Below are 19,141 nucleotides of genomic sequence, written 5' to 3' on the forward strand. Positions count from 1 at the left end.
GGTGCTCGACGGGCTCCCCACCGCCGACCGGTACATCCTCGCCGACGACCAGGATCGGTACGCCGAGCACGCCGCACCCGACGCCCCAAGGTGGGGGGAGCTGACCGCGTGGCAGTGCGACCAGGCGCGGTGGGCGTGGTGCGACGGGTACGACGCCGCCGCGCAGGCCGAGGTGGCCCGGCAGTGCCGCATGATCCTGCACCCCGACGGCGACGACCGGGACCTCAGCCACGTCGATCCGGACCGGGTGCGACTCGGGGGGCCGGGTGTGTTCGCCGGGGACTGGGCGTGGACACCCAACACCGGCGGGGATCTGCGCATCCCGGTCGGGTTCGCCGGCGTCCTGGTCGACACGTGGAACGGGTGGGCGGTGTTCACCTGTACCCGCGAGGTGGCGGAGGCGATCGTCGCCGACCAGTCCGCCGCCCGCGACCGCTACCGGCAGCAGCTCGCCGCCGACGGCATCACCGGCGAGCGCCTGGAGCGGATGGTCGACGAGTCCACGGCCCGCCTGTGGTTCGACGGCGACGTCCTCGTCGCCGACGAGACCCGGGTACACGACGACCCGGACGGCATCGAACGCATCACCCCCGATCCGGGCGGCCGGTACACCCCGATGGGCCGCGCCTGGACCTGGATCGCGGTGCACCCCTACGACTGCGACCGCATCGCCGGCCACATCCCCGACCCGCCAGCACCGCCAGCACCCGAGGCCTAACCCCGCCCGACACCAACCCCCGACCCGGAAAGGGACCCCCAGCCATGCTCGACAACGGCGACGACGACCTCGGCGGATACGCCCACGAGGAGATCCTGCAGGCCCTCGTGACGCGCCTGCTCACCACCGCTGATCTGGACCAGCTCTGCGACGACGCCGACCTACCCCATCTCGTCCACGACGACGGCACCCCGGTCACCATCACCTCCGCCCGCGTCTACCGCGACGCCGGAGTCATGACCCTCGACCGCGGCGTGTGGGTGGAACTGTCCGACGGGAGCGTGTTCGGCCTGACCGTGCACATCTCCCGCCGCCCCCGCTACGACATCGCCCTGCGCCGCCCATAGCCCCGAACCCCGCAACGACTTGATCGATCCGCCGGTCGGGTGCGTTCCTTGTCGTCGCCCACCCGGACGGCGACACCCGACCGGCAGCCCCTGCCGGCCTTGCTTGCTGCACAAACCTCACGGAGGTCGCTGGCCGCCCCTGCCACAGGGCCGAGCCCGCCACCGCCGTCTCCGCCGCGCGGACACCGCACCACGTCTGCCCGCGCACCCGGAGACGGCTGCGCGGGCCCCATCCCCTGATGACAGGAGACCCCGCATGGACGCCGCGACCCCGCCCACCGGCACCGAACCCGCCGAAGCAGGTGGCGGGCGACGGCCCGGCTACCTCTACCGGCTGGTCGCCGCCCACCTCGCCGCCCACCCCGACCAGGTGCTCAAGGTCGGCGAGATCACCACCGCCATCTCCGCCCCCTCCACCGGCGCGGTGTTCGAGGTGTTGAAGAAGATGGCCGCCGCCGGCTACGCCACCCACCACAGCGGCCCGCACCGCTTCCAGATCACCCAGGCGGGCATCGACGCCGGCGGCGCCATGCCACCACCGGACCCCCGCTCGCCCGGCAACGGTGGGCGGTCGATTCGGCGGCAGCCGGTGACCCGACCCAACGGCGACCTGTACTTCCCGCGCAAGCTCGCCGGGGCCACCGACGTGGACGTGCTGCGCCGGCTGCGCGACAAGCGCATCCCGGTGCTGCTCTACGGCCCGCCCGGCACCGGCAAGACCGCCCTCGTCGAGGCCGCCTTCCCCGACCTGCTCACCATCGCCGGCACCGGCGACACCGTCGTGGAGGACTTCCTCGGCAACTTCATCCCCCTCCCGGACGGCGGCTTCGAGTTCGTCTACGGGCCCCTGGTCACCGCGATGCGCGAGGGCCGGGCGCTGCTGGTCGACGACGCCACCCTCATCGCGCCGAAGGTCCTCGCCGTGCTGTACCCGGCGATGGACGGCCGGCGGGTGATCACCATCCCGGGCTACCGCAACGAGCGCGTCGAGGCCGTCGACGGGTTCTACGTCATCGCCGGCCACAACCCCGGCGTCCACGGCGCCATCTTGACCGAGGCCCTCGCGTCGCGGTTCGACGTGCACATCGAGGTCACCACCGACTGGGACCTCGCCCGCCATCTCGGCGTCCCCGCCTCCGCCGTGCAGGCCGCTGTCGCCCTGAACGCCGACCTGGCCGCCGGGCGGGTCTCCTGGGCGCCGCAGCTGCGTGAGCTGCTCGGCTTCGCCCGCGTCCGCAAGACCCTCGGCCTGCCCGCTGCGGTCGCCAACCTGGCCGGCCGCGCCCCCGAGGAGGACCGGGAGCAGGTCCTCGCCGCCCTGCGGCAGCACTTCGGCACCGAGATCACCGCGCTGACCCTCGGCAAGCAGCGCTAACCCCCGAAGGAGACCTGATGCCTCATCCCCGCACTCACCTGCAGCCCGGCCCGGCCGCGCCCACCATCGCAGACCCGGACTGGCAGGAATGGAGCAACGCCTGGACCCGGCACATCCCGATCCTGACCGGCCGCACCGACCTGACCGTCACCGTCGCCCCCGGCGCGGGCGGCGGCGCGCCTGCCTGCTTCTACCCCGACAGCGGCCGTGTCGAGGTCGACGCCACCCACATCGGCGCCCCTGATGTCGCCAACCCCCGCCGCGCCGGCCACAAACGCCTGGTGCCCACCGCCTACGGGCTGCTCGTGCACGAGGCCGCCCACGCCACCCACAGTTTGTGGCGTACCCCGCCCGGCACCCCACCGGTCATCGCCGCCGTAGCCGACCTGCTGGAGGAGTCCCGCATCGAGTACCGGCAGCGCACCCGCCGCCGCGGGGACCGGCGGTGGCTGCGCCACACCGTCACCACCCTGATCAGCCCAGACGACGCCCCCGTCGACGACCCCTGGCACGCCGGACACCTCGCCGGACTGCTCCTCGCCAGGGTCGACGCCCGCATCATCACCGCGAAGGACATCAAGGGTGTCCGCGCCGCCGTCACCACAGTCCTCGGCCGAAAACGGCTCCTCCAACTGCGGGACGTGTGGCGGCAGGCCCACACCACCGACGACACCGACGCCGACACCATGCTCGACCTGGCGTGGCGGTGGTGCCGGATCCTCGACATCGACCCGCACCGCCAACCGCACGCACCCACCGCGGACCAGGGCGTGTTCGCCGGCCGGCTCGCCCAGGCCCTGACCGACTACCTCGCCCACGCCGCAGGGCTCACCCCGGCCGAATACCGGGCACGGCAGACCAGCACCCGGTTCTCCGCCCCCGCGACCTGGACCCGGCGCGACCCCACCGACGCCGAACGCGCCGCCGCCCGCCACCTCGCCGCCCGGCTGCGCCGCGCCCGCACCCACCAGCCCGAACCCGACACCCGCCCGAGCCTCATCCCGCCCGGGCGGCTGCGCACCCGGCACGCCATCACCGCCCAGGCGCAGATCGCCGCCGGCGCCACACCTACCGCCACACCCTGGCAGCGACGTGCCCTGCTGCCCCCGCCGAAGCCAACCCTGCACCTGGCCGTCATCGTCGACGTCTCGTACTCGATGCACCCCTACGCGGCGCCGATGTCGTCGGCCGGGTGGATCCTCGCCCACGCCGCCCGCAGCAGCGACGCCGTCACCGCCACCATCGCCTTCGGCAGCGACGTCACCCTGCTCGTCCCACCCCGGCAGCGCCCCACCCACGTGCTGGAACTGGACGCGGACGGCGGCAGCAGCACCTTCACCGACGCCGTGAAGTTCGCCGACCAGGTGTTGCAGCTGCGCCAGCCCGGCCGGCTGCGGATGCTCGCCGTCGTCTCTGACGGCGACCTGCCCGACATCGACCCCGCCCATCGACTCATCACCACCCTGCACCGCGCCGGGTGCGCGGTGCTGTGGCTACGCCCCGCCGACCTGCCCGGGCACACCTTCCCCCACACCACCACCGTCGAGGTGACCGACCCGGTGCAGGCCATCGGCCACATCGCCGACGCCGCCGTCACCGCCCTCGAACACGCCTAATCCACGGGCCCTGGCGGCCTCGGTCCGCCTGCCCCGGGCCGCACTCACCCTGGCCCTCTCACACACCCCGCAGGTGACCTGCGCACCTGTGACCGCCAGGGCCCTTTCTGCACTGCCATGGCCGCTTGCCCGGCCACCGCACACCCAGCGCACCCCGGGCACGGCCGCTCCGCCGTGCCCGGGACTCACCTCGAAACGGGAGACACCGTGAGCCACTCCAACGACCGCCTACCGATCGCCTCACCCGCCGACCTGCTCACCGCCGTGCCCTACCTGCTCGGCTTCCACCCCACCGACAGCCTCGTGATCGTCGGCCTCGCCGGCACCCGGGTCGCCGTCGCCAGCCGCACCGACCTCCCCGCACCCGCCGACATCACCACCTGGACCCACGAGATCGCACCGTCGCAGATCCGCATGCTCGCCAACGCGGCGGCCACCCGCGCCATCGCCGTCGGCTACGGCCCGGCCGCCACGGTCACCCCGGTCATGGACGCCATCATCCCGCAGCTGACCGCCGCCGGCATCGACGTCTTCGACGCCCTGCGCGTCACAGGCGGCCGCTACTTCTCCTACCTCTGCGACAACCCCGCCTGCTGCCCCACCGACGGCATGCTCTTCGACCCGCATCACAGCGACGTTGCGATGCACGCCATCGTCGCCGGCTGCCACGCCCTACCCGACCGGGCCGCGCTCGTCGCCAGCATCGCCCCCACCACCGGACCCGCCCGCACCGCCGTCACCCGCGCCACCGCCCACGCCAGGGCACGCCGCCGCACCCTCATCCGCGACCAAGGACGCGACGGACTGATCCGCGCAGGCGAGGAGGCGGTCCACGCGACGTTCGCCCGCTACGCCGACGAACAGGTCCTCACCGACGACGAACTGGCCTGGCTCACCGTCCTGCTCACGGTGCCGATGATCCGCGACGCCGCGTGGCGGGCCACCGACTCACTGCCCTGGCACGCCGCGCTGTGGAGCGACATCACCCGCCGCGCCCACACGCCGCTGGCCGCCCCACCGGCCAGCCTGCTCGCCTTCGCCGCCTGGCGCCGCGGCGAAGGCGCCCTCGCCTCCGTCGCCGTCGACCGCGCCCTAGCCGCCGACCCCGGCTACACCCTCGCCCACCTCATCGACCAAGCCCTGCGCGCCGGGCTTCCCCCATCCGTGCTCGACGGATGGCCCCAACTCGCCCACAACTCTGACCCGCACTCCCCTCTGGGAGACACCGATGCCTGAATCACAGCTCGACGTCACGCGCCGACTGCTGCACGGCCAGGGCTACGCCCTCGCCCCGGAGCACCTCGCCGAGGCCTGCGCGCACCACCCCGACGCGGTGTGCGCGCTGCTGTCGGCGGCAGGCGCCATCGCCACAACGGACACGCAGGTCGCCGCCCTGACCGACGCCGCGAACCTGCTCTGCGACGCCCACGCCTGCGGTGGCGCCGACACCGTGCTGTCCCTGCGGGAGCGCCTCGACCGGGTCGCCGACGCCCTCACCACCGCCCTCGCCGAGCGCGACAAGGCCACCGCCCGCCTTCGCCACACCTGCCAGGCCCTCGCCAGCACCGACATCCCTCTGATCTCGATCCCCGGCGACAGCAACCCCGCCGCCGACCAGCCGCACAGCGCCACCGACCCGACGCCCTGACCAGGCTTCCCACGCCGGACCCCTGTGACCGAGGAGATCCCGATGACCGAACCCATAGCGACCACTGCCCCACCTGCAAACCTCGAATCCGTCCTGCGCAACACCTGGGATGCCTTCCACCCGGCCCAGCCCGCCCCGCTGGGATGGCTCACCCACACCGCCACGCAGATCCAGGCCTACCTGCGCGACCACCACGCCATGCCGCAGCCGCTGCCGCCAGCGGCCGCGCCGGCGGACCCGTCGGCCCAGTTCCGAAACCACGTCTGGCACGCGCTACGCGACGCCGTCAGCGAACACGACATCGACATCGACGCCGCCAACCGGGTCCTGCACGCGGTGGACCTGCCGCCGCTGCCGCGCCGCTGGCAGGTCCGTCTTACCCTGCCCATCCTCATCGAGGTCACCGCGACCAGCCGTGAGGAAGCCTTCGACACCGCCGAAGCCGCCGTCGAGACCGCCCTCACCGGCGCCGACCTCGACGCTCGGTTCGAGTGGGACGGCAGCGAACACGACGACGCCAGCCCGGGCGACCTCGACCCCACCGCAGCCGAACACCTCCACCCCGGCCAGTGACGACCACCCGCCCACCTGCCCCGCGTCCACCCCAAGGAGAGAAGACCGTGACGCTGCCACTTGCCCGCAAGTACACCGACGCCGACATCAGCGACGACGCCCTGGCCGTTGCCAGGCACCACGGCGGACCGCTGGCGTTGACCGCCGCCCCCGTAGTGGACACCTGCCAGGCGCTCGCCTCCACCGAAGCCGACCTTGCCCGCCTCAACGACACCATCGGCGAGCACCTCACCGCCGTCAGGCGCAACCTCACCGCCCGCGCCGGCGACGCCGTGCCCAGCATCAACCCGGCCGGTGTCCTCCAGGCCGACGGCCCCCGCCTCGACACCCTGATCGGCCAGCGCGCCGCGCAGATCCACCACCTGCGGACGCTGGTCCGCATCTGGCTCGCCCACCACCAGCCACCAGCGCCCCGACCGACCCCACCCGCCAGGTACGCCACTTCGCCGACCGCATCCTGACGGCCATTGACGAGGACATCACCGAAGGGGCCGTACCGCACGGAATCGGCTCCTTTGCCGACCTGCACCGCTACGTCGACGCCAACGACTACCTGATATCCGCCGAGGTCCCTTACGACGGCACCCAGGCCAGCATCAACCTCACCATTGCTGTGCAGGGCCTGGTCGTCGCCCGGCTCCGCGCACCCGGCCGCACGTTCTGCACCCACGAGGCGTGCACCTTCGCCACGCACGACCACACCACCACCCAGAGCCCCGACGGCGAGGACCTCCACACGGCCGCGCCGATGCGCTGCCGGCACTGCGGCCAACCCGCCCACTACGACAGCCGCCTCGATGACTACCGCCACGACGACCCCGCAGCGCCGGACTGCTTCCTCATCCACCGCGACGACTAACTCCTCCGCACCAACCGGCCAGGCGAGCGCCTTGACCTCAGCAGAGGACGGGGCGGCGACTTGATCTATGCGCAAAGTCGAGCGTCACTGCACACGGTCGCCACCCCGGCGAACCCGACAGCGGCATCCCCACACCGCTGGCCAGGGTGGCGGCCACCACAACTGACACCGCCTGCGAAGGGCAACACGTGATGACGCCGCCGCACCGCCGAGCCATCCCCCGCACCGTCACCGACGTCCTGCTGTGGCTGCTCGCCACCGACGTCGCCGCCGCCCATCTCCCCGACCACGATCGGCCCGGCCGCTGCGCGAACCTGCGCTGCACCGGCGAGGCGTATCCATGCCCGCCGGCACGCGACGCCCACCGCGCCCGCCAGACCGCGACCCGGCCCGGGCTGCCCGCACGAGGCCAGGCAAGGGTCACAGCCCCCGCCACCACGGCGACACGGTTCGCCGGCTGGTTCCGGCCCACCCGGCCGCAGTCGACGCGGCGGGCGGTGCCATCACCGCGGGCCGCCTGACCTCCGCCGCAGATCCGCATCTGCGCAATGCCTCTCCCCGCGCCGCGCATCAGTGGCCCGTCCCGCGCAGACGCCGCAACCCGCACCTGGTCTTTCCAGTCCCGGCCTCCCGCCGCCAGACGCGACCGCCCTCTGGCCCACCCCTTTACCAAGGTGACGTCGCCGTCCGGCGGCGTCCCCCTACCCGCATTCAGGAGGACACATCGTGGAACCCGTGCACCACCCCGACCAGCCCGTCGACACCACCGACGCGCACCTCAGCGTCGGTGACCCCACCCTCGGCAAATCACGGCTGCTGTCGCGGCAGTGCGACACCTGCGTGTTCGCCCCCGGCAACAAGATGCACCTGGCCCCCGGCCAACTGCGTGACCTCGTCACCGAAGCCCGAACCAGGGAATCCTTCATCATCTGCCACTCAACGCTGCCGCACTACCTGTATCCCGAGGCCAGGCCGGCGATCTGCCGGGGCTTCGCCGACCGCTACCGGACCCAGGCGCTGCAGCTCATCGAACTGCTCTTCGGCTTCGTCGAGGTCGACCCGCCGCAGCCACCCCCGCTCGACGGCGCACCGCCCGAGGGAGTTGACCCGTGACCGGCATGGAGGACTTCTGGCGCCGCCAGAGCGAGATGATCGACCGGGTCGGCTGGTCGGTCACCCTGGTCCACCCGTCAGACGGCGACCCCGACCACGAGGTGCCGTTCGCCTACACCGTCGGCCTCACCGCCCACGACCGCCCGGAGTTGCTCATCGCCGGGCTCGACCCCGCTACGTCGCAGGCCCTGCTCAACGACCTCGCCGGCCGCGTCTACGACCGCGCCGAGCGGTTCGGGCACGGCCAGCGCGTCAGCGACCTCATCGCCGGCTACGACGCCGTGATCGTCGACGGCGCCGCCGTCGACGCGCTGCACCCGGGTGCCGCCTTCGCCCGCTACGGCGACGAGCGGGTCCGCCTGCAACAGGTCGTCTGGCCCGACCAGCGTGGCCGCTTCCCCTGGGACGACGACTACGCCTACAGCCCCGACGTGCAGCCGGTCATCGGCCGCCCGTAGCAACATCACCGCCGCTGCTGGCCTTCTCTGGCCGTGGCTATGACGGACGCAGCGGGCTCCACGAGGACGGCCATAACTGGCCCCACCTAATGCTGATCATGCCCGCGTTGAGTAACGGTGTGTGACGGTTAAGGTCGTCGGCGCTGCCACTAGGAGCTGCACGCTTCTGCCGATGAGCGGATGCCGTGAATCTGCGGTGGACTGGGCGCCCGGCGGCGGCCGATTCGAATGGTCGCCGACGTGGTCGCCGCATCGTGGGGACAGCGGGCGCCCGCCGGTCGATGACAGGATCGGCCAATGCGGGTTCTCTTCGACGGCGAGGCTCCGGTCGCCTACGGGCAGATCTACGTGACGAGTCGTGAGCTGCCAGACATGGGCGGGGCGTTCGCTGGGCAAGCGAACGGCCTCTGCGGGGGCGGTCAGCCGGGCGCGCTGTTCCTGATGACCGGCACGCACTCTGGGCGGGTCCGGTTCACGATCGAGTTGCACGACGTTGAGCCGTCGGCCGCAGCGGAGGATTGGGAGGAGGTGGTGGAGGTGTCTTTTTTGCCGAGGGCCGCGGTGGTCGACCTGGTTCCGTGGGGCGACGGGTCACTCGCCCGGCTGCCGCTGACCCCCGTAGGGCAGGACACCGGCCGGCTGCCGGTCTACCGCGTGCGGTACTGCGCCGTCGGCATGGACGAGGGGCGCGACCCGTTCGGCGGGCTCGACCCTGACGAGCTTGACGAGGGCGACTACACCTACATGGATCGTCGGCCGGACCGCTACCTGCTGTGCTTGTGGCCGGAGGGCATAACGGGCGGCGGCCCGGGTGACGGCGTCACGCGCACCGACGCGATCCTGCGCCAGACCAGCGGCGCCGCCGCCTACTGGCACGCCTGGGCCTGCGCGTTGCCGCCCCCGCCGACACTGTGGGAGCAGGTCGAGGCTGAGATGCTCAAGCGGTTGGAGCGGGAACGCCGCGACCAGGAGTACCGAAGGCGGGATGAGCTGCGGCGCTGGGGCGGGCGCCCGCCGAGTGAGCGGCTCCGGCGGGTCCGCGGCAACATTTATGGCATCGCCTTGCTGGACCGAGACCTGGTCAACGGGGTGGCCGGGGCCGACGCAGTCATCCAGCGGCGGATCGCGATCTGGGCGGCGCGGCAAGCGTTCTCCGTCGCCGGCATTGCGAACCTCGACTGGATGGCGCCGGCGTGGGCGGCGCTGGATCAGGGGGTGCCGCTACCCGCCGAGTTCGCTGACACGGCAGCGCTGCTGACGCGGATCCTGGGCGAACCGGCCGTCACGTTCTCCTTGGTCTCGCTCCGACCGGCGGGTCGGGGCCCGGCCGATCCGCTCCGCACAGTTCTCGACGCTCCGGTGGACCCGGTCGCGATGGCGCTGCCGGCCCTGATGGCCGCTGGCGAGTCGGATCCGCTGCAGGCTGCGTTGGAGGCGCTGTGGGCGGCGGTCACCACCTACGCCGCTCGGCGGGCCGAGTTCCTGGCGGAAGTGCGGCGGGCCTTTCCGGTCGTCAACCAGCGAGGCCCGAACTGACCCCGTCAGGTACCGTGCCTCGGCCAGCACAGTCCGCGAATCTGCCGCGATCCGCGCGGGGTCAGGTCGATGGGCGGGCAAGCGAACCGGGATCTTCGAACGCCGTCAACCAAAGGCCACGACCCTCATATCCCTCGCGATCGCGCTTAGTTGCTCACCCGGTTCGATGGTCAGGTCGCCGGTCACCGACCATCCGAGATTCCCCCAACCGGGGCCCTCCCGCCGCATCGTGACCCGCAGTTGCACGTGACCGTACTCGTGCCGAGCCTCAAGCTCTAGCTCGTGCTCGAGCGACTCCCAAGTCCGAGCGCCTGCCCAGCCAAGCCATTCGTCGGCCAACCGCTGAAAGAAGTCGGCCAGGTCTTCAAAGCCGGTCGCATAGTGGCAGCAGACTTGCACGGCCGCCGAGAGACCATCAAGACGCAGCTCGGCGGCCAGTTGCTGTGGTGCACCCTCCGCCGAGTCATCAGCGACGAGCAGCAGGAACTCGTGGTCAGACCCGATACGCACGGACGGCATGGTCCTCATGATCGCGCACCGCTAGGCGGGAGGCGTCCGGACATGCCGCCGTGCGTGCGCGCCCGTCGTTGGATCGTTCGTCACCGCCGTAACTGGCGTTCGTAGGCGTGAGCATCCTGCTTCGCCGATGCCCGGATGTCGATCGGCTGCCGTGCCGCGGGTGCCTTTCCGGCGAAGGAAGAAACTGTCCCAACAGCATGCGGGAGGTGACGTCGGGCCCGGATGTGTGCCCTGCCGAAGGGCTGACCGGTGGGCGCGGTGCCGTCAAGCCATTGCGGGGAGGATGACCCGTTCAAGCACCGTGAGCGGGGTCCGCCACTGGTCGGGGTCGTCGTAGTTGCCGGCGGTGATGGCCGCGGTGAGGTCCAGGTCGGGCAGGACGAACAGGCGCTGGCCGCCGTTGCCCATGCCGGCCACCAGCCGATGGCCCTCGATGGATTCGATGTACCACTGGTAGCCGTACTGCGCGCCCCATCTGGTCTGCAGGCGTGGCTGGAGCATCGTGCGGATCCAGTCGGTGGGGACGATCGGCTGACCGTCCCAGGTTCCCTGGGCCAGCACCAGCTCGCCGAGCCTGGCCAGGTCGCGGGGCGCGAGTCGCAGCCCGGAAGCGGCGGAGGCCACTCCGTCCGCGCCGGTCATCCACTCGAAGCTGCCGATGCCCAGCGGCGCGAACAGCACGGCCTGCGCGTACTGCGGCAGCGACTGCCCGGTGCCGTCGGCGATCAGTCGGCCGAGCAGAGCCGTGGCACCGCCGCAGTAGGTCCATCGGGTGCCGGGCGGCTCAAGGATCGGCCGCTCCAGGATGTACCGGTATCGGTCCGGCGCCAACTCCATCGCGATCTCGGCGTTGGCCGGGCTGTTGTACGGGAGATCTTCGCGCCATTCCACGCCCAAGGACATTGTCAGTGCGTGCTCGACGGTGAGCCCACGCCGGGGGTCGGTCGCCAGGTCGGGGTATTGCGGGAACCGCTGCAGGAGGGGCTCCGCCGGCGGCGGGACAAGCCCGTCGCCGAGCGCGATGCCGTACAACAGGACGGTCACGCTCTTGGTGACGGACCGGATGTCGTGCAGCGTCTCGGGCCCGAACTGGACGACGCCCAGCGAGTCGCCCCAGGCGAAGTCCTCGCCGGCCCTGTAGTACTCCAGCACGGTTTGACCACCGCGAACCGCCGCGACGGCGTGCAGACCGCCGACCTGGCCAGCTTGCAGTATTTCGTCGAGACGGTCCCGCAACTGCGTCGTCATGGGCACTCCGGGGGGGGCGATTTCGGCCGACGGAACAGCATGCTCGTTATACCGGAATATCTCTTTTGGAGCGGCCCGGGTGGAAGGGACGAGCCCGCCCGCCGCAGCTGCCCGCCGCAGCCAGAATTCGTTCGTGAGAGACGGCCACCTCCTGGCGTAGAGCTTCGACGTCGACGTCCAGAACTTACCGGACCATTTTGCGTACAAGACCTTCGATGAGGTCGCTGTCGACGGGTGCGCGGGGTGGCGCCGAGCACGAGCAGCACAACCGCCACGTCCAGCGCGAGCGCCGCCGCGCATCCGCATCTGCCGCTGATCGGGCGGTTGGCTGCTCGGCCGTTGCGCACCGTCATTCGATGAGCGGGCGCGGTGAGCGCGCTACTGTAGCCGCTGTCGATGTGCAGCGCTGCCAGGTTGGTGCCGTCGCTGATTCTGGCCCGCAAGTCCTTCTATCGGACCTGGACCGCGTCTACTGCACCGACCTGTCGGCGGACACAGTCTCGGCGGTCACCGACTCGGTGCTGAAGAGTTCAGGGACTACCCTCATTGGCGTGCCCGTTGAGGATCTTCCGGTGCCTCCCGCGTTCGAAGCGGTCACGGCCTGGGCCGGTGCTGGGCGGGTGGTGCGTGCCGCCGTGCTGGACGTGGCAACGTGGCGGCTTCCCGAGCTGCAGAAGGCCGCGCTGGTCTCAAGCGGCGTACCGCTGATCGATGACCTCGTGGGTGCGGTGTCATTTCACGCAGAGCCGACGATGTACCAGTTGGCCTTCGACGACGATGTACCCGACCTGGCCTACGTGTACGGCGCCGCGCCGGGGACCGGTGAGGTGCTGCAGGTATGGCCGTTGAACGGCAGCACGAGGATCGTCAACTCGACGATCAACCACTGGCTGTGTTCGCTGCACTTGGTCGGTAGCTGGCTGACCAGCTCGACCGTCATCGGGCGCTGGGACGATGACGGACAGGCCGAAGAGGAAGCACTCGCGGAGCTCGCCGACCTGTTGGAGCGGATTAGGGCTCTTGACCCGCCCGCGTTCGGGGACGGCGACCATCGAACCCACTTCTGGCCCGCAGTGCTCGACCGGTGGCTCTACTGATCGACGCAGACGTCCTCTTCTGCCGCAATCCGCGCCTTACGGATGCACTGCGCGGGTTACTGAAGGTAGCCGAGCGGTCGGGCTGGTCGCATTCGGGGACGGTCACCCGGCGAACTCGGGGCGCCTAACGATGAAGTCATCCACGATCCGTTGATCCTCGGGCGAGAACGCCGCCCGCGGCACCGGGATCTGGCTCATGCCGTACTTCAGCAGCCAGGTGTGGCGTCGCCGCCGAATCCGGGTGATGCCGGACCAGTCGATCTGGGTCCGGCTACTCGCGGTCTGGATGTCGATGCCCGACGTACTAACCTCGTACTGGAACGGCTCGACGAAGAGGCGGCGCTGCAACAACCAACTCAGTGCCGGAAGGATCTCTGTCACGGCGAACGCGGCGCACAACACCAGCACGAGGTAGAGCAGCCGGCCGTTGAACCCGGTCAGCGTCGCGAGCAGCGTGGCCAGCAGCACAACCAGCGCCGCGAGGATGAGCAGGAGCGCCCGCATGACGCGTTGCCAGCGGCCCTGTGCGTCTTGACTCATCCGCCGCAGCAGGCCGTACGTTATCTGCACTTTCCCGGTCGCGTGCACGCGCCGCAGTATCGCACGGCATCGCCGCAAGTCGCGCTTCGCCGAGGTGACAGCGATAGCCTCCCGAAGCGTCGGAACCTGCCGAGTGAAGATAGGTTCCTCCAAGTCAGACAGCTATCGACACCGCGCCCATGAGGCCCTCTGCCCGTCATGTCCCTGCTGCAGCGACTCAGTATCCGGATCTGCCGCCTTCCGAGCGTCGCTCTGCGTCACGGCAATCAGCTGGCCAAGAGCTGGGAAACCTGAGCGAGGTCGGGCTGAGGAGCGCCGGCTACCATGGTCGCCCATGGCATCGACGAACGAGACGCCCGCTACGTTCCAGCCGTTACCTGGGCGTACGGTTGATCGCTCGGCGGTCTATCACGCCTCGCTACAGGCACTCCTCGACCTCGTCGGCGCCGAACCCCCGGACGTCGACGAGCCCGACGACGGTCTGTTCTGGCGTCATCGTGCCCGGCGGATGATCGGTGAGACCGTCGCACGCCGGGCCAAGCACCCGACCGGTGCTCGCGGCATGCCCGACGAATGGTTCGAACCGCTGATCCGAGCCGCAGTGTACGAGCCGGATCCGAGCTTCAACCGGCAACTGGTCGAACCCGCCATCGCCGCGTTCGGCCGCCGTCGCGTCCAGGTTGCGCTGCTTGACTATCTCGACACCGGTGCCCCCGCCGACGCGGCAGGCGCGGCACGCGCCTGGTACTGGACCTCGATAGGAGTCAGGTACCTCCCGGGAACGACGACCATGACCCCGGAAAGCGCCGCCGAATACGAGGCGGTCAGCGACCTGCGCGAGCGGTACCGCCTTACCGCACTACGCCGCTTCCTGGCCGACGACGACCTGGACCTGCGCCGATGCATACTGCCAGGCCTCACCCTGGACCCACAGATGTACCCCAACCAATTGCGCGACCAAGTTGCTCAGGCCGTGCAGATCGCTCGCACCTCAAACGACGACTACCTCCGGCATCGAGTGGAGATCCAGGTCGTGCCCGAGCGATGACCGCGACCGGTCGACGCCATCCGGATCTGCCGCCGACCGGGCGTCACCTTGAGTGACGGGCGTTGTGCCGTTTGACGCGGGGTCCTGCCGATGCGGCATGCCTGCTCGTACTCATCCCAGACCGTGCGGTTGGTGGCGCCCGGGCTGCTAACGTTCCTCGCCATGTGGGCCGAGGAGATCGTGGCCGGGCGGCCGGCCTTTCGGCATATCCCATCCGGCGTGGTCTTTCGGGAGGTGCCGGGCGGGACCTTCCGCATGGGTCTGTCCGAGGCGGAACTGGCGGCGGTACGCGCAATCGAGCGCAGTGGAGGAGCCGAGGACAGTCTTGAGCCGTTCTTCGCCGGTGCCGGGGATGCCCAGCCGGTACGCGAGGTGCGGGTCGAACCGTTCCTGGTCGCCCGGCACCCGTTGACGGTCGCGCAGGTTCAACACTGGTTGCCCGAGTACGAGGACGACTACGCCGACGCGGACTCCGGCACGGCCCGGCTCGAGGATGACCTAGACGACCTGCTTGAGGCGCTGCCGTTCCGGTTACCCAGCGAGGCCGAGTGGGAGTACGCAACCCGAGCCGGCACCACCACCTTGACCTTCCGCGGCGACGGGAAACCCGGCGAGGACCAACTGCTCGACGACTTCGGCGATGAGCAGCGGACAGCCGCCGCTGAGAACGCGTTCGGCCTGGCCGCCATGGGCTCGGCGAACGAAATCTGCGCCGACGTGTGGATTCCCGGTTTCGTGGGCGCCCCGGCGGATGCCCGCCCACGCACCGGTGACGGTCCCAGGGCGGTACGCGGTGGTGCCGCCGACGCCTACCCGTGGCAGGGCTGCGACGAATGGCTGCTGCTGCTCGCCGCCACCCGGTATGAGCACGCTCAGTTCACCGCAGTCCGCCCGGTCGCACCACTGCCACCCCGGAATTAGCCAGAGCCGCCGGACGAGACGGATACACCGCAACGTCCGCTCACTGCGGACGTGGCGCGCCAGGCGTTGAGTCACCGTCACGTGCAGCTGTCCCTATGCCCGAACCGGCCGGGAGGGTCGGTCCCGGTTTGTGCATGCCGGATGATCGTGGCATGGAGTACTTTGACCTGTCGCCGTACGACTACCTCGGCTTTCCGCTGCCGATGCGGGCCGTCGGGTGGCTGGGGCGCCATTACGGGGTCCAGGGCATCGGCATTGCGCCGATGACCGGCGCCGAGCTGGAACGGCTCAGGGCCGCCTCCCGGCGGCTCGCCAGCCGCACGCTCGGCTGGCACGACTGCGACTTCTGCGGAGCCTTTGAGGGTAACGGCGAGTATCGCTACTACCTGCCCGACGGGGAGATCTACGCCGCACCGATGATGATCCTGCATTACGTTGAAGAACACGGATACCGGCCGCCCCGGGAACTGCGCGACGGTTTGCAGGCGGCCGCGCAACCGCAGTGGGACTGGCGCGCCGAGCGCTTGCGCGCGGTGCTGCTGGACCAGTCGGAGGACCCGGATTTCCGGTGCCAGGCCGCGGTCGACCTCGCGAACTGGAACGACCCGCGCGCGTTGGACGCGTTGCGGCGCGCCGCACGCGATGAGGATCTGGCCGATGTGGCGGGAGACGAGATCGGCCGCTCCTTAGCAGCGTCCGCGGATCGTAGCCTTGTCAGGGATCTACTCGCCGAGGAACTGCACGTCATGGTGCGGTACGGCATCAACGAAGCATCGGGCCGGTGACATCCGCGGGCATCCGCACATGCCGCAATCCGGTCACTATGGAGGGTGGCTGTTATCTCGACAGGCGTAGGCGTAGCGCCGGGGAGCGCCAGCGCTGCAGGCCGCCTGTCGACCAGGTGATGGGAGGACATCGCTTCCCTGATGGCCCATAGTCGCGGACGTCCGGCATGATGACCGTCATGGACGTCGAGGAACTGATCGCGCGCCATCCGCAGGTCTTCCACACGATGTCGGCGACCGCGTGGCCATCGGTGCAACGACACGGCCTCCTGTCCACACAGCAACTGATCGACTTGTTCGACCTCGACGCCGCCGAGCGTGACCGACTCCTGAGCGCCCCTCGCAAGCAGTCCACCGTTCTGCGCGCGCCCGGCCTGCCGCCTGCCGTGATCCGCGATCAGAAGCCGATGAAATTCGTCGCGGAGAAGATTGATCCAAACTCCTCGCTGACCGAGTACCTCGCGGCCATCAACTCCCGGGTCTTCTTCTGGGCCAGCGCTGAGCGGCTGGACCGGCTGCGTCAAGCGAAGGAGTACCGCACCGAGGACCAGGTGGTCCTGCACGTCGACACCCGCGCCCTCGTCGAGCGACACGGCCCACGAATCGAACTCTGCCGGCTCAACTCCGGGGCCGTGACGCAGAAGAACCACCCCATGCGGGGGCATCGATCCTGGCTGCCGATCGCCGACTACCCCTACGCCGAGTACAGCCGCCGGTACGGCCGCGATGGCGCCTTGGTCGAGGTCACCGTGTTGGACGCCGTCCCTGACATCCTCGACCTGACCGACAAAATCGAAGGCACCATCGACTGAGACCCACACCCATCGCGGTCACAGGACTGCATTGCGCTCCACCCGGCAGGCAGGCGCTCGTACACCTGCTCGGGATCAGCCTTCACCAACCCGCCGGGGCTTCCTCGTCCTCTACGACTCCAGTGACCACCACTGTCGGGACCGATAAGCGGGCAGGACGCGGCGTTCATCAGCCCTACAAGCCCGGCCCCACGTGCGGTGCGGCCTGACTGAACTGCGGTCCTCGACCGATCTTGACATCCGGTCATGCCGCTGTCAGGCGTCAGTCGGGCCCGTTGGTGATGACTCTTAGCCTCCTGGCCGTGTCGTTCCGCCGTAGAGGTGCACGCGGTCGTCGACGTCGCGGTCCGGTTCTCCGTGGATGAACTGTTCAGGCTCGACCTGGCCGTTGCTGACGTGTACCACCCAGTCCTCGTAGAACCAGCTGGGGTTACAGGCGCAGCCGGTGAACCGGAAGTTGGCTCGATACCGGCCGACCTGCCCCGGTGCGAGCGTGAACAAGCGGGCAGGTCCACGCTGACGCGGGAATGCCGCCCTGCCCGGCAACCGCTCGACGAGCATCGCCGCATCGCTGAGGGTGAGCCACAAGCCGCAGTCACGGGCCAGTTCGGAGCTGCCAACGCGTACCTCGTCGTGGCGCATGTAGCCGACCGCCTCATCGACCAGCACTTCATGGATGACCACGTCGCCTGCCGGCAACGCCGCGGGCAACACGACCGGGCGGTCCAAAGCACGGCGAACACTCGCCTGCGGCGACCCGCGCCCGGCCGCGCTCCATCGCACACGAACCCGCTGGAGGGTGATCACGCCTCACCATGACTCATCGACCGCTCGAAACACCAGTCGATATCCGGATCTGGCGATCCGCGTGCTACGCAGGGTTACGTGACCGCTCGCGGCTCGCGGTGCGGATCTGGGGTGGGGACGCGGGAGATCAGCTCGACGGTGAGCATCAGCGCCAGCGGAGGCCACGCCGAGATGACCTGACTGATCAGGTTCGGTCGGGCGTGCAGCACGTTCGCGGCGATCGACGCGGCGACGCCGAGGACGAGCACGGCCCTCACCAACCACCGCAGGCGCCGCAACTGGCGCAGGTCCACCTCCGTGGTCTGCGTGATGGTTACCGGCACAGCGGTGGTAGTCATGTCGGGGTTTCGCCGTCAACGCGGGGCGCGGGCTTCGGGGCGCGTTTGACCTGGGCGACGAGCCGATCGGACAAGGCCAGGGTGTCGTCGTCGGGCTCGGCGTCGATCTCGGCGAGGGCACGGGTCAGCCTGCGGCGCAGGGCGCGGATCGCGTCGAGGTGCCCCAGCTCAGCCCGGGCGCGCATCGCCTGCTGGTAGAGGGCCTCGTGGTGCGGGTGCTGGGCGATGGCCGCGTCGAGCACGGTGATCTGCTGCGCCGGTTCACCGGCCAGGGCGGCGGCGAGGGCGAGGTGGGCGTCGAGGGCTTCCTGGCGGACCGTTTCGCGGTAGGACTCGACCCATTCGTAGTCGCAGCCCTCGGCGAGGGACCCCTGGTAGGCGTCCACGGCGCGACGCAGCGCAGCGCAGCGAGCGTGGGGGTCGGTGGCCTGCCCGGCCTCGCGGATCGCCGCCCGCATCCGCCACAAGTCCACATCCAGGGCATCGCGGTGCAGCACGTAGCGGTGGTCGGGATGGGTGACGTAGGTGCCGGGGCCGCCGCTGTGCCGCAGGACGGCGCGCAGCCCGGAGACGTAGGTGTAGAGCCGGCCGGCCGCCTTGCTGGTCGGTGCGTCGGGCAGCAGATCATCGAGGATCGCCTCGACCGACGCTGCCCCGTCGTGGACCGCCAGATACACCAGCAGTTCCATGGACTTCGCGCGAGGAGTGCGCTTCGGGTCGCCGCCGACGACGCCGGGCGAGCCCAATACCCGCACCCGCACCGGCCGCCGCCCGAGGTCGCGG

Annotated in this window: 22 protein-coding genes and 2 pseudogenes; 18 read left to right on the plus strand and 6 right to left on the minus strand. The window is 70.4% G+C overall.

Annotation, left to right across the window (positions count from 1 at the left end):
• From AB0I41_RS32145 to AB0I41_RS32205, 13 genes and pseudogenes are all read left to right on the plus strand, one after another.
• Window positions 1-718 (plus strand): annotated as a pseudogene (locus AB0I41_RS32145) (DUF4314 domain-containing protein); the annotation flags it as partial.
• A 44-nt stretch (window positions 719-762) separates the two neighbouring features.
• On the plus strand, window positions 763-1,065 hold the full coding sequence (locus AB0I41_RS32150; RefSeq protein ID WP_357114545.1) for a hypothetical protein: 303 nt from the start codon (window positions 763-765) through the stop codon (window positions 1,063-1,065).
• Window positions 1,066-1,321: 256 nt separating this feature from the next.
• Window positions 1,322-2,440: an AAA family ATPase gene (locus AB0I41_RS32155; RefSeq protein WP_357114547.1), complete on the plus strand. Its 1,119-nt coding sequence runs from the start codon at window positions 1,322-1,324 to the stop codon at window positions 2,438-2,440.
• Window positions 2,441-2,457: 17 nt separating this feature from the next.
• A complete protein-coding gene (locus AB0I41_RS32160; RefSeq protein ID WP_357114549.1) occupies window positions 2,458-4,056 on the plus strand; it encodes a VWA domain-containing protein in 1,599 nt (532 codons plus the stop codon).
• 207 nt (window positions 4,057-4,263) lie between these two features.
• Window positions 4,264-5,292 carry a DUF4192 domain-containing protein gene (locus AB0I41_RS32165; protein WP_357114551.1) on the plus strand — a complete coding sequence of 343 codons (1,029 nt, stop codon included), beginning with the start codon at window positions 4,264-4,266 and terminating at the stop codon, window positions 5,290-5,292.
• Window positions 5,285-5,704, plus strand: coding sequence for a hypothetical protein (locus tag AB0I41_RS32170; protein WP_357114554.1), 420 nt, complete (start codon window positions 5,285-5,287; stop codon window positions 5,702-5,704). Before AB0I41_RS32165 ends, AB0I41_RS32170 begins: the two co-directional genes overlap by 8 nt.
• A gap of 42 nt (window positions 5,705-5,746) precedes the next feature.
• The gene (locus tag AB0I41_RS32175) at window positions 5,747-6,277 is read left to right on the plus strand and encodes a hypothetical protein (protein ID WP_357114556.1); all 531 of its coding nucleotides are present in this window, start codon (window positions 5,747-5,749) and stop codon (window positions 6,275-6,277) included.
• 47 nt (window positions 6,278-6,324) lie between these two features.
• Window positions 6,325-6,738: a hypothetical protein gene (locus tag AB0I41_RS32180; RefSeq protein ID WP_357114558.1), complete on the plus strand. Its 414-nt coding sequence runs from the start codon at window positions 6,325-6,327 to the stop codon at window positions 6,736-6,738.
• Window positions 6,739-6,890: 152 nt separating this feature from the next.
• The gene (locus AB0I41_RS32185) at window positions 6,891-7,136 is read left to right on the plus strand and encodes a hypothetical protein (protein WP_357114560.1); all 246 of its coding nucleotides are present in this window, start codon (window positions 6,891-6,893) and stop codon (window positions 7,134-7,136) included.
• Window positions 7,137-7,327: 191 nt separating this feature from the next.
• Window positions 7,328-7,657 carry a hypothetical protein gene (locus AB0I41_RS32190; protein ID WP_357114562.1) on the plus strand — a complete coding sequence of 110 codons (330 nt, stop codon included), beginning with the start codon at window positions 7,328-7,330 and terminating at the stop codon, window positions 7,655-7,657.
• A gap of 205 nt (window positions 7,658-7,862) precedes the next feature.
• Window positions 7,863-8,249: a hypothetical protein gene (locus AB0I41_RS32195; RefSeq protein ID WP_357114564.1), complete on the plus strand. Its 387-nt coding sequence runs from the start codon at window positions 7,863-7,865 to the stop codon at window positions 8,247-8,249.
• A gap of 5 nt (window positions 8,250-8,254) precedes the next feature.
• Window positions 8,255-8,707, plus strand: coding sequence for a DUF4262 domain-containing protein (locus AB0I41_RS32200; protein WP_357114587.1), 453 nt, complete (start codon window positions 8,255-8,257; stop codon window positions 8,705-8,707).
• A 297-nt stretch (window positions 8,708-9,004) separates the two neighbouring features.
• Window positions 9,005-10,243, plus strand: a complete 1,239-nt coding sequence (locus AB0I41_RS32205) for a hypothetical protein (protein ID WP_357114565.1) — start codon at window positions 9,005-9,007, stop codon at window positions 10,241-10,243.
• A gap of 105 nt (window positions 10,244-10,348) precedes the next feature.
• On the opposite strand, the gene AB0I41_RS32210 is transcribed toward AB0I41_RS32205, so the two are convergent.
• Both AB0I41_RS32210 and AB0I41_RS32215 read right to left on the minus strand, forming a co-directional pair.
• Window positions 10,349-10,762 carry a DUF6228 family protein gene (locus AB0I41_RS32210; RefSeq protein WP_357114567.1) on the minus strand — a complete coding sequence of 138 codons (414 nt, stop codon included), beginning with the start codon at window positions 10,760-10,762 and terminating at the stop codon, window positions 10,349-10,351.
• Between the two features lie 264 nt (window positions 10,763-11,026).
• Complete coding sequence (locus AB0I41_RS32215; RefSeq protein WP_357114569.1) at window positions 11,027-12,010, minus strand: serine hydrolase; 984 nt, start codon at window positions 12,008-12,010, stop codon at window positions 11,027-11,029.
• Window positions 12,011-12,366: 356 nt separating this feature from the next.
• Here AB0I41_RS32215 and AB0I41_RS32220 point away from each other — a divergent pair, with 356 nt between their 5' ends.
• On the plus strand, window positions 12,367-13,107 hold the full coding sequence (locus AB0I41_RS32220; protein WP_357114571.1) for an SUKH-4 family immunity protein: 741 nt from the start codon (window positions 12,367-12,369) through the stop codon (window positions 13,105-13,107).
• A 102-nt stretch (window positions 13,108-13,209) separates the two neighbouring features.
• Here the strand turns inward: AB0I41_RS32220 and AB0I41_RS32225 are convergent, their stop codons facing one another.
• The gene (locus AB0I41_RS32225) at window positions 13,210-13,695 is read right to left on the minus strand and encodes a YcxB family protein (RefSeq protein WP_357114573.1); all 486 of its coding nucleotides are present in this window, start codon (window positions 13,693-13,695) and stop codon (window positions 13,210-13,212) included.
• Between the two features lie 286 nt (window positions 13,696-13,981).
• Between AB0I41_RS32225 and AB0I41_RS32230 the strand changes: the two genes are divergently transcribed.
• The 4 genes from AB0I41_RS32230 (at window position 13,982) to AB0I41_RS32245 (ending at window position 17,213) form a co-directional block, all read left to right on the plus strand.
• Complete coding sequence (locus tag AB0I41_RS32230) at window positions 13,982-14,695, plus strand: hypothetical protein (protein ID WP_357114575.1); 714 nt, start codon at window positions 13,982-13,984, stop codon at window positions 14,693-14,695.
• Window positions 14,696-14,857: 162 nt separating this feature from the next.
• Window positions 14,858-15,616 (plus strand): SUMF1/EgtB/PvdO family nonheme iron enzyme, encoded by a 759-nt coding sequence (locus AB0I41_RS32235; protein ID WP_357114577.1) that lies wholly within the window; start codon window positions 14,858-14,860, stop codon window positions 15,614-15,616.
• 152 nt (window positions 15,617-15,768) lie between these two features.
• Window positions 15,769-16,401 (plus strand): HEAT repeat domain-containing protein, encoded by a 633-nt coding sequence (locus AB0I41_RS32240; protein ID WP_357114579.1) that lies wholly within the window; start codon window positions 15,769-15,771, stop codon window positions 16,399-16,401.
• A 179-nt stretch (window positions 16,402-16,580) separates the two neighbouring features.
• Window positions 16,581-17,213 (plus strand): hypothetical protein, encoded by a 633-nt coding sequence (locus AB0I41_RS32245; RefSeq protein WP_357114581.1) that lies wholly within the window; start codon window positions 16,581-16,583, stop codon window positions 17,211-17,213.
• 288 nt (window positions 17,214-17,501) lie between these two features.
• Here the strand turns inward: AB0I41_RS32245 and AB0I41_RS32250 are convergent, their stop codons facing one another.
• From AB0I41_RS32250 to AB0I41_RS32260, 3 genes and pseudogenes are all read right to left on the minus strand, one after another.
• On the minus strand, window positions 17,502-18,020 hold the full coding sequence (locus AB0I41_RS32250; protein ID WP_357114583.1) for a hypothetical protein: 519 nt from the start codon (window positions 18,018-18,020) through the stop codon (window positions 17,502-17,504).
• Between the two features lie 113 nt (window positions 18,021-18,133).
• A pseudogene (locus AB0I41_RS32255) lies at window positions 18,134-18,313 on the minus strand (hypothetical protein); the annotation flags it as partial.
• 41 nt (window positions 18,314-18,354) lie between these two features.
• On the minus strand, window positions 18,355-19,141 hold a 787-nt coding region (locus tag AB0I41_RS32260; protein WP_357114585.1), incomplete at its 5' end, for a BTAD domain-containing putative transcriptional regulator.

The organism is Micromonospora sp. NPDC050200 (assembly GCF_040656135.1).
Lineage (GTDB): Bacteria > Actinomycetota > Actinomycetes > Mycobacteriales > Micromonosporaceae > Micromonospora.

What these genes read in the sequence shown, in the direction of transcription:
- AB0I41_RS32150 (WP_357114545.1), top strand. Translation starts at nt 763, where the DNA reads ATGCTCGACAACGGCGACGACGACCTCGGCGGATACGCCCACGAGGAG.
- AB0I41_RS32155 (WP_357114547.1), top strand. Translation starts at nt 1,322, where the DNA reads ATGGACGCCGCGACCCCGCCCACCGGCACCGAACCCGCCGAAGCAGGT.
- AB0I41_RS32160 (WP_357114549.1), top strand. Translation starts at nt 2,458, where the DNA reads ATGCCTCATCCCCGCACTCACCTGCAGCCCGGCCCGGCCGCGCCCACC.
- AB0I41_RS32170 (WP_357114554.1), top strand. Translation starts at nt 5,285, where the DNA reads ATGCCTGAATCACAGCTCGACGTCACGCGCCGACTGCTGCACGGCCAG.
- AB0I41_RS32175 (WP_357114556.1), top strand. Translation starts at nt 5,747, where the DNA reads ATGACCGAACCCATAGCGACCACTGCCCCACCTGCAAACCTCGAATCC.
- AB0I41_RS32190 (WP_357114562.1), top strand. Translation starts at nt 7,328, where the DNA reads ATGACGCCGCCGCACCGCCGAGCCATCCCCCGCACCGTCACCGACGTC.
- AB0I41_RS32200 (WP_357114587.1), top strand. Translation starts at nt 8,255, where the DNA reads ATGGAGGACTTCTGGCGCCGCCAGAGCGAGATGATCGACCGGGTCGGC.
- AB0I41_RS32205 (WP_357114565.1), top strand. Translation starts at nt 9,005, where the DNA reads ATGCGGGTTCTCTTCGACGGCGAGGCTCCGGTCGCCTACGGGCAGATC.
- AB0I41_RS32210 (WP_357114567.1), bottom strand. Translation starts at nt 10,762, where the DNA reads ATGCCGTCCGTGCGTATCGGGTCTGACCACGAGTTCCTGCTGCTCGTC.
- AB0I41_RS32215 (WP_357114569.1), bottom strand. Translation starts at nt 12,010, where the DNA reads ATGACGACGCAGTTGCGGGACCGTCTCGACGAAATACTGCAAGCTGGC.
- AB0I41_RS32220 (WP_357114571.1), top strand. Translation starts at nt 12,367, where the DNA reads ATGAGCGGGCGCGGTGAGCGCGCTACTGTAGCCGCTGTCGATGTGCAG.
- AB0I41_RS32230 (WP_357114575.1), top strand. Translation starts at nt 13,982, where the DNA reads ATGGCATCGACGAACGAGACGCCCGCTACGTTCCAGCCGTTACCTGGG.
- AB0I41_RS32235 (WP_357114577.1), top strand. Translation starts at nt 14,858, where the DNA reads ATGTGGGCCGAGGAGATCGTGGCCGGGCGGCCGGCCTTTCGGCATATC.
- AB0I41_RS32240 (WP_357114579.1), top strand. Translation starts at nt 15,769, where the DNA reads ATGGAGTACTTTGACCTGTCGCCGTACGACTACCTCGGCTTTCCGCTG.
- AB0I41_RS32245 (WP_357114581.1), top strand. Translation starts at nt 16,581, where the DNA reads ATGGACGTCGAGGAACTGATCGCGCGCCATCCGCAGGTCTTCCACACG.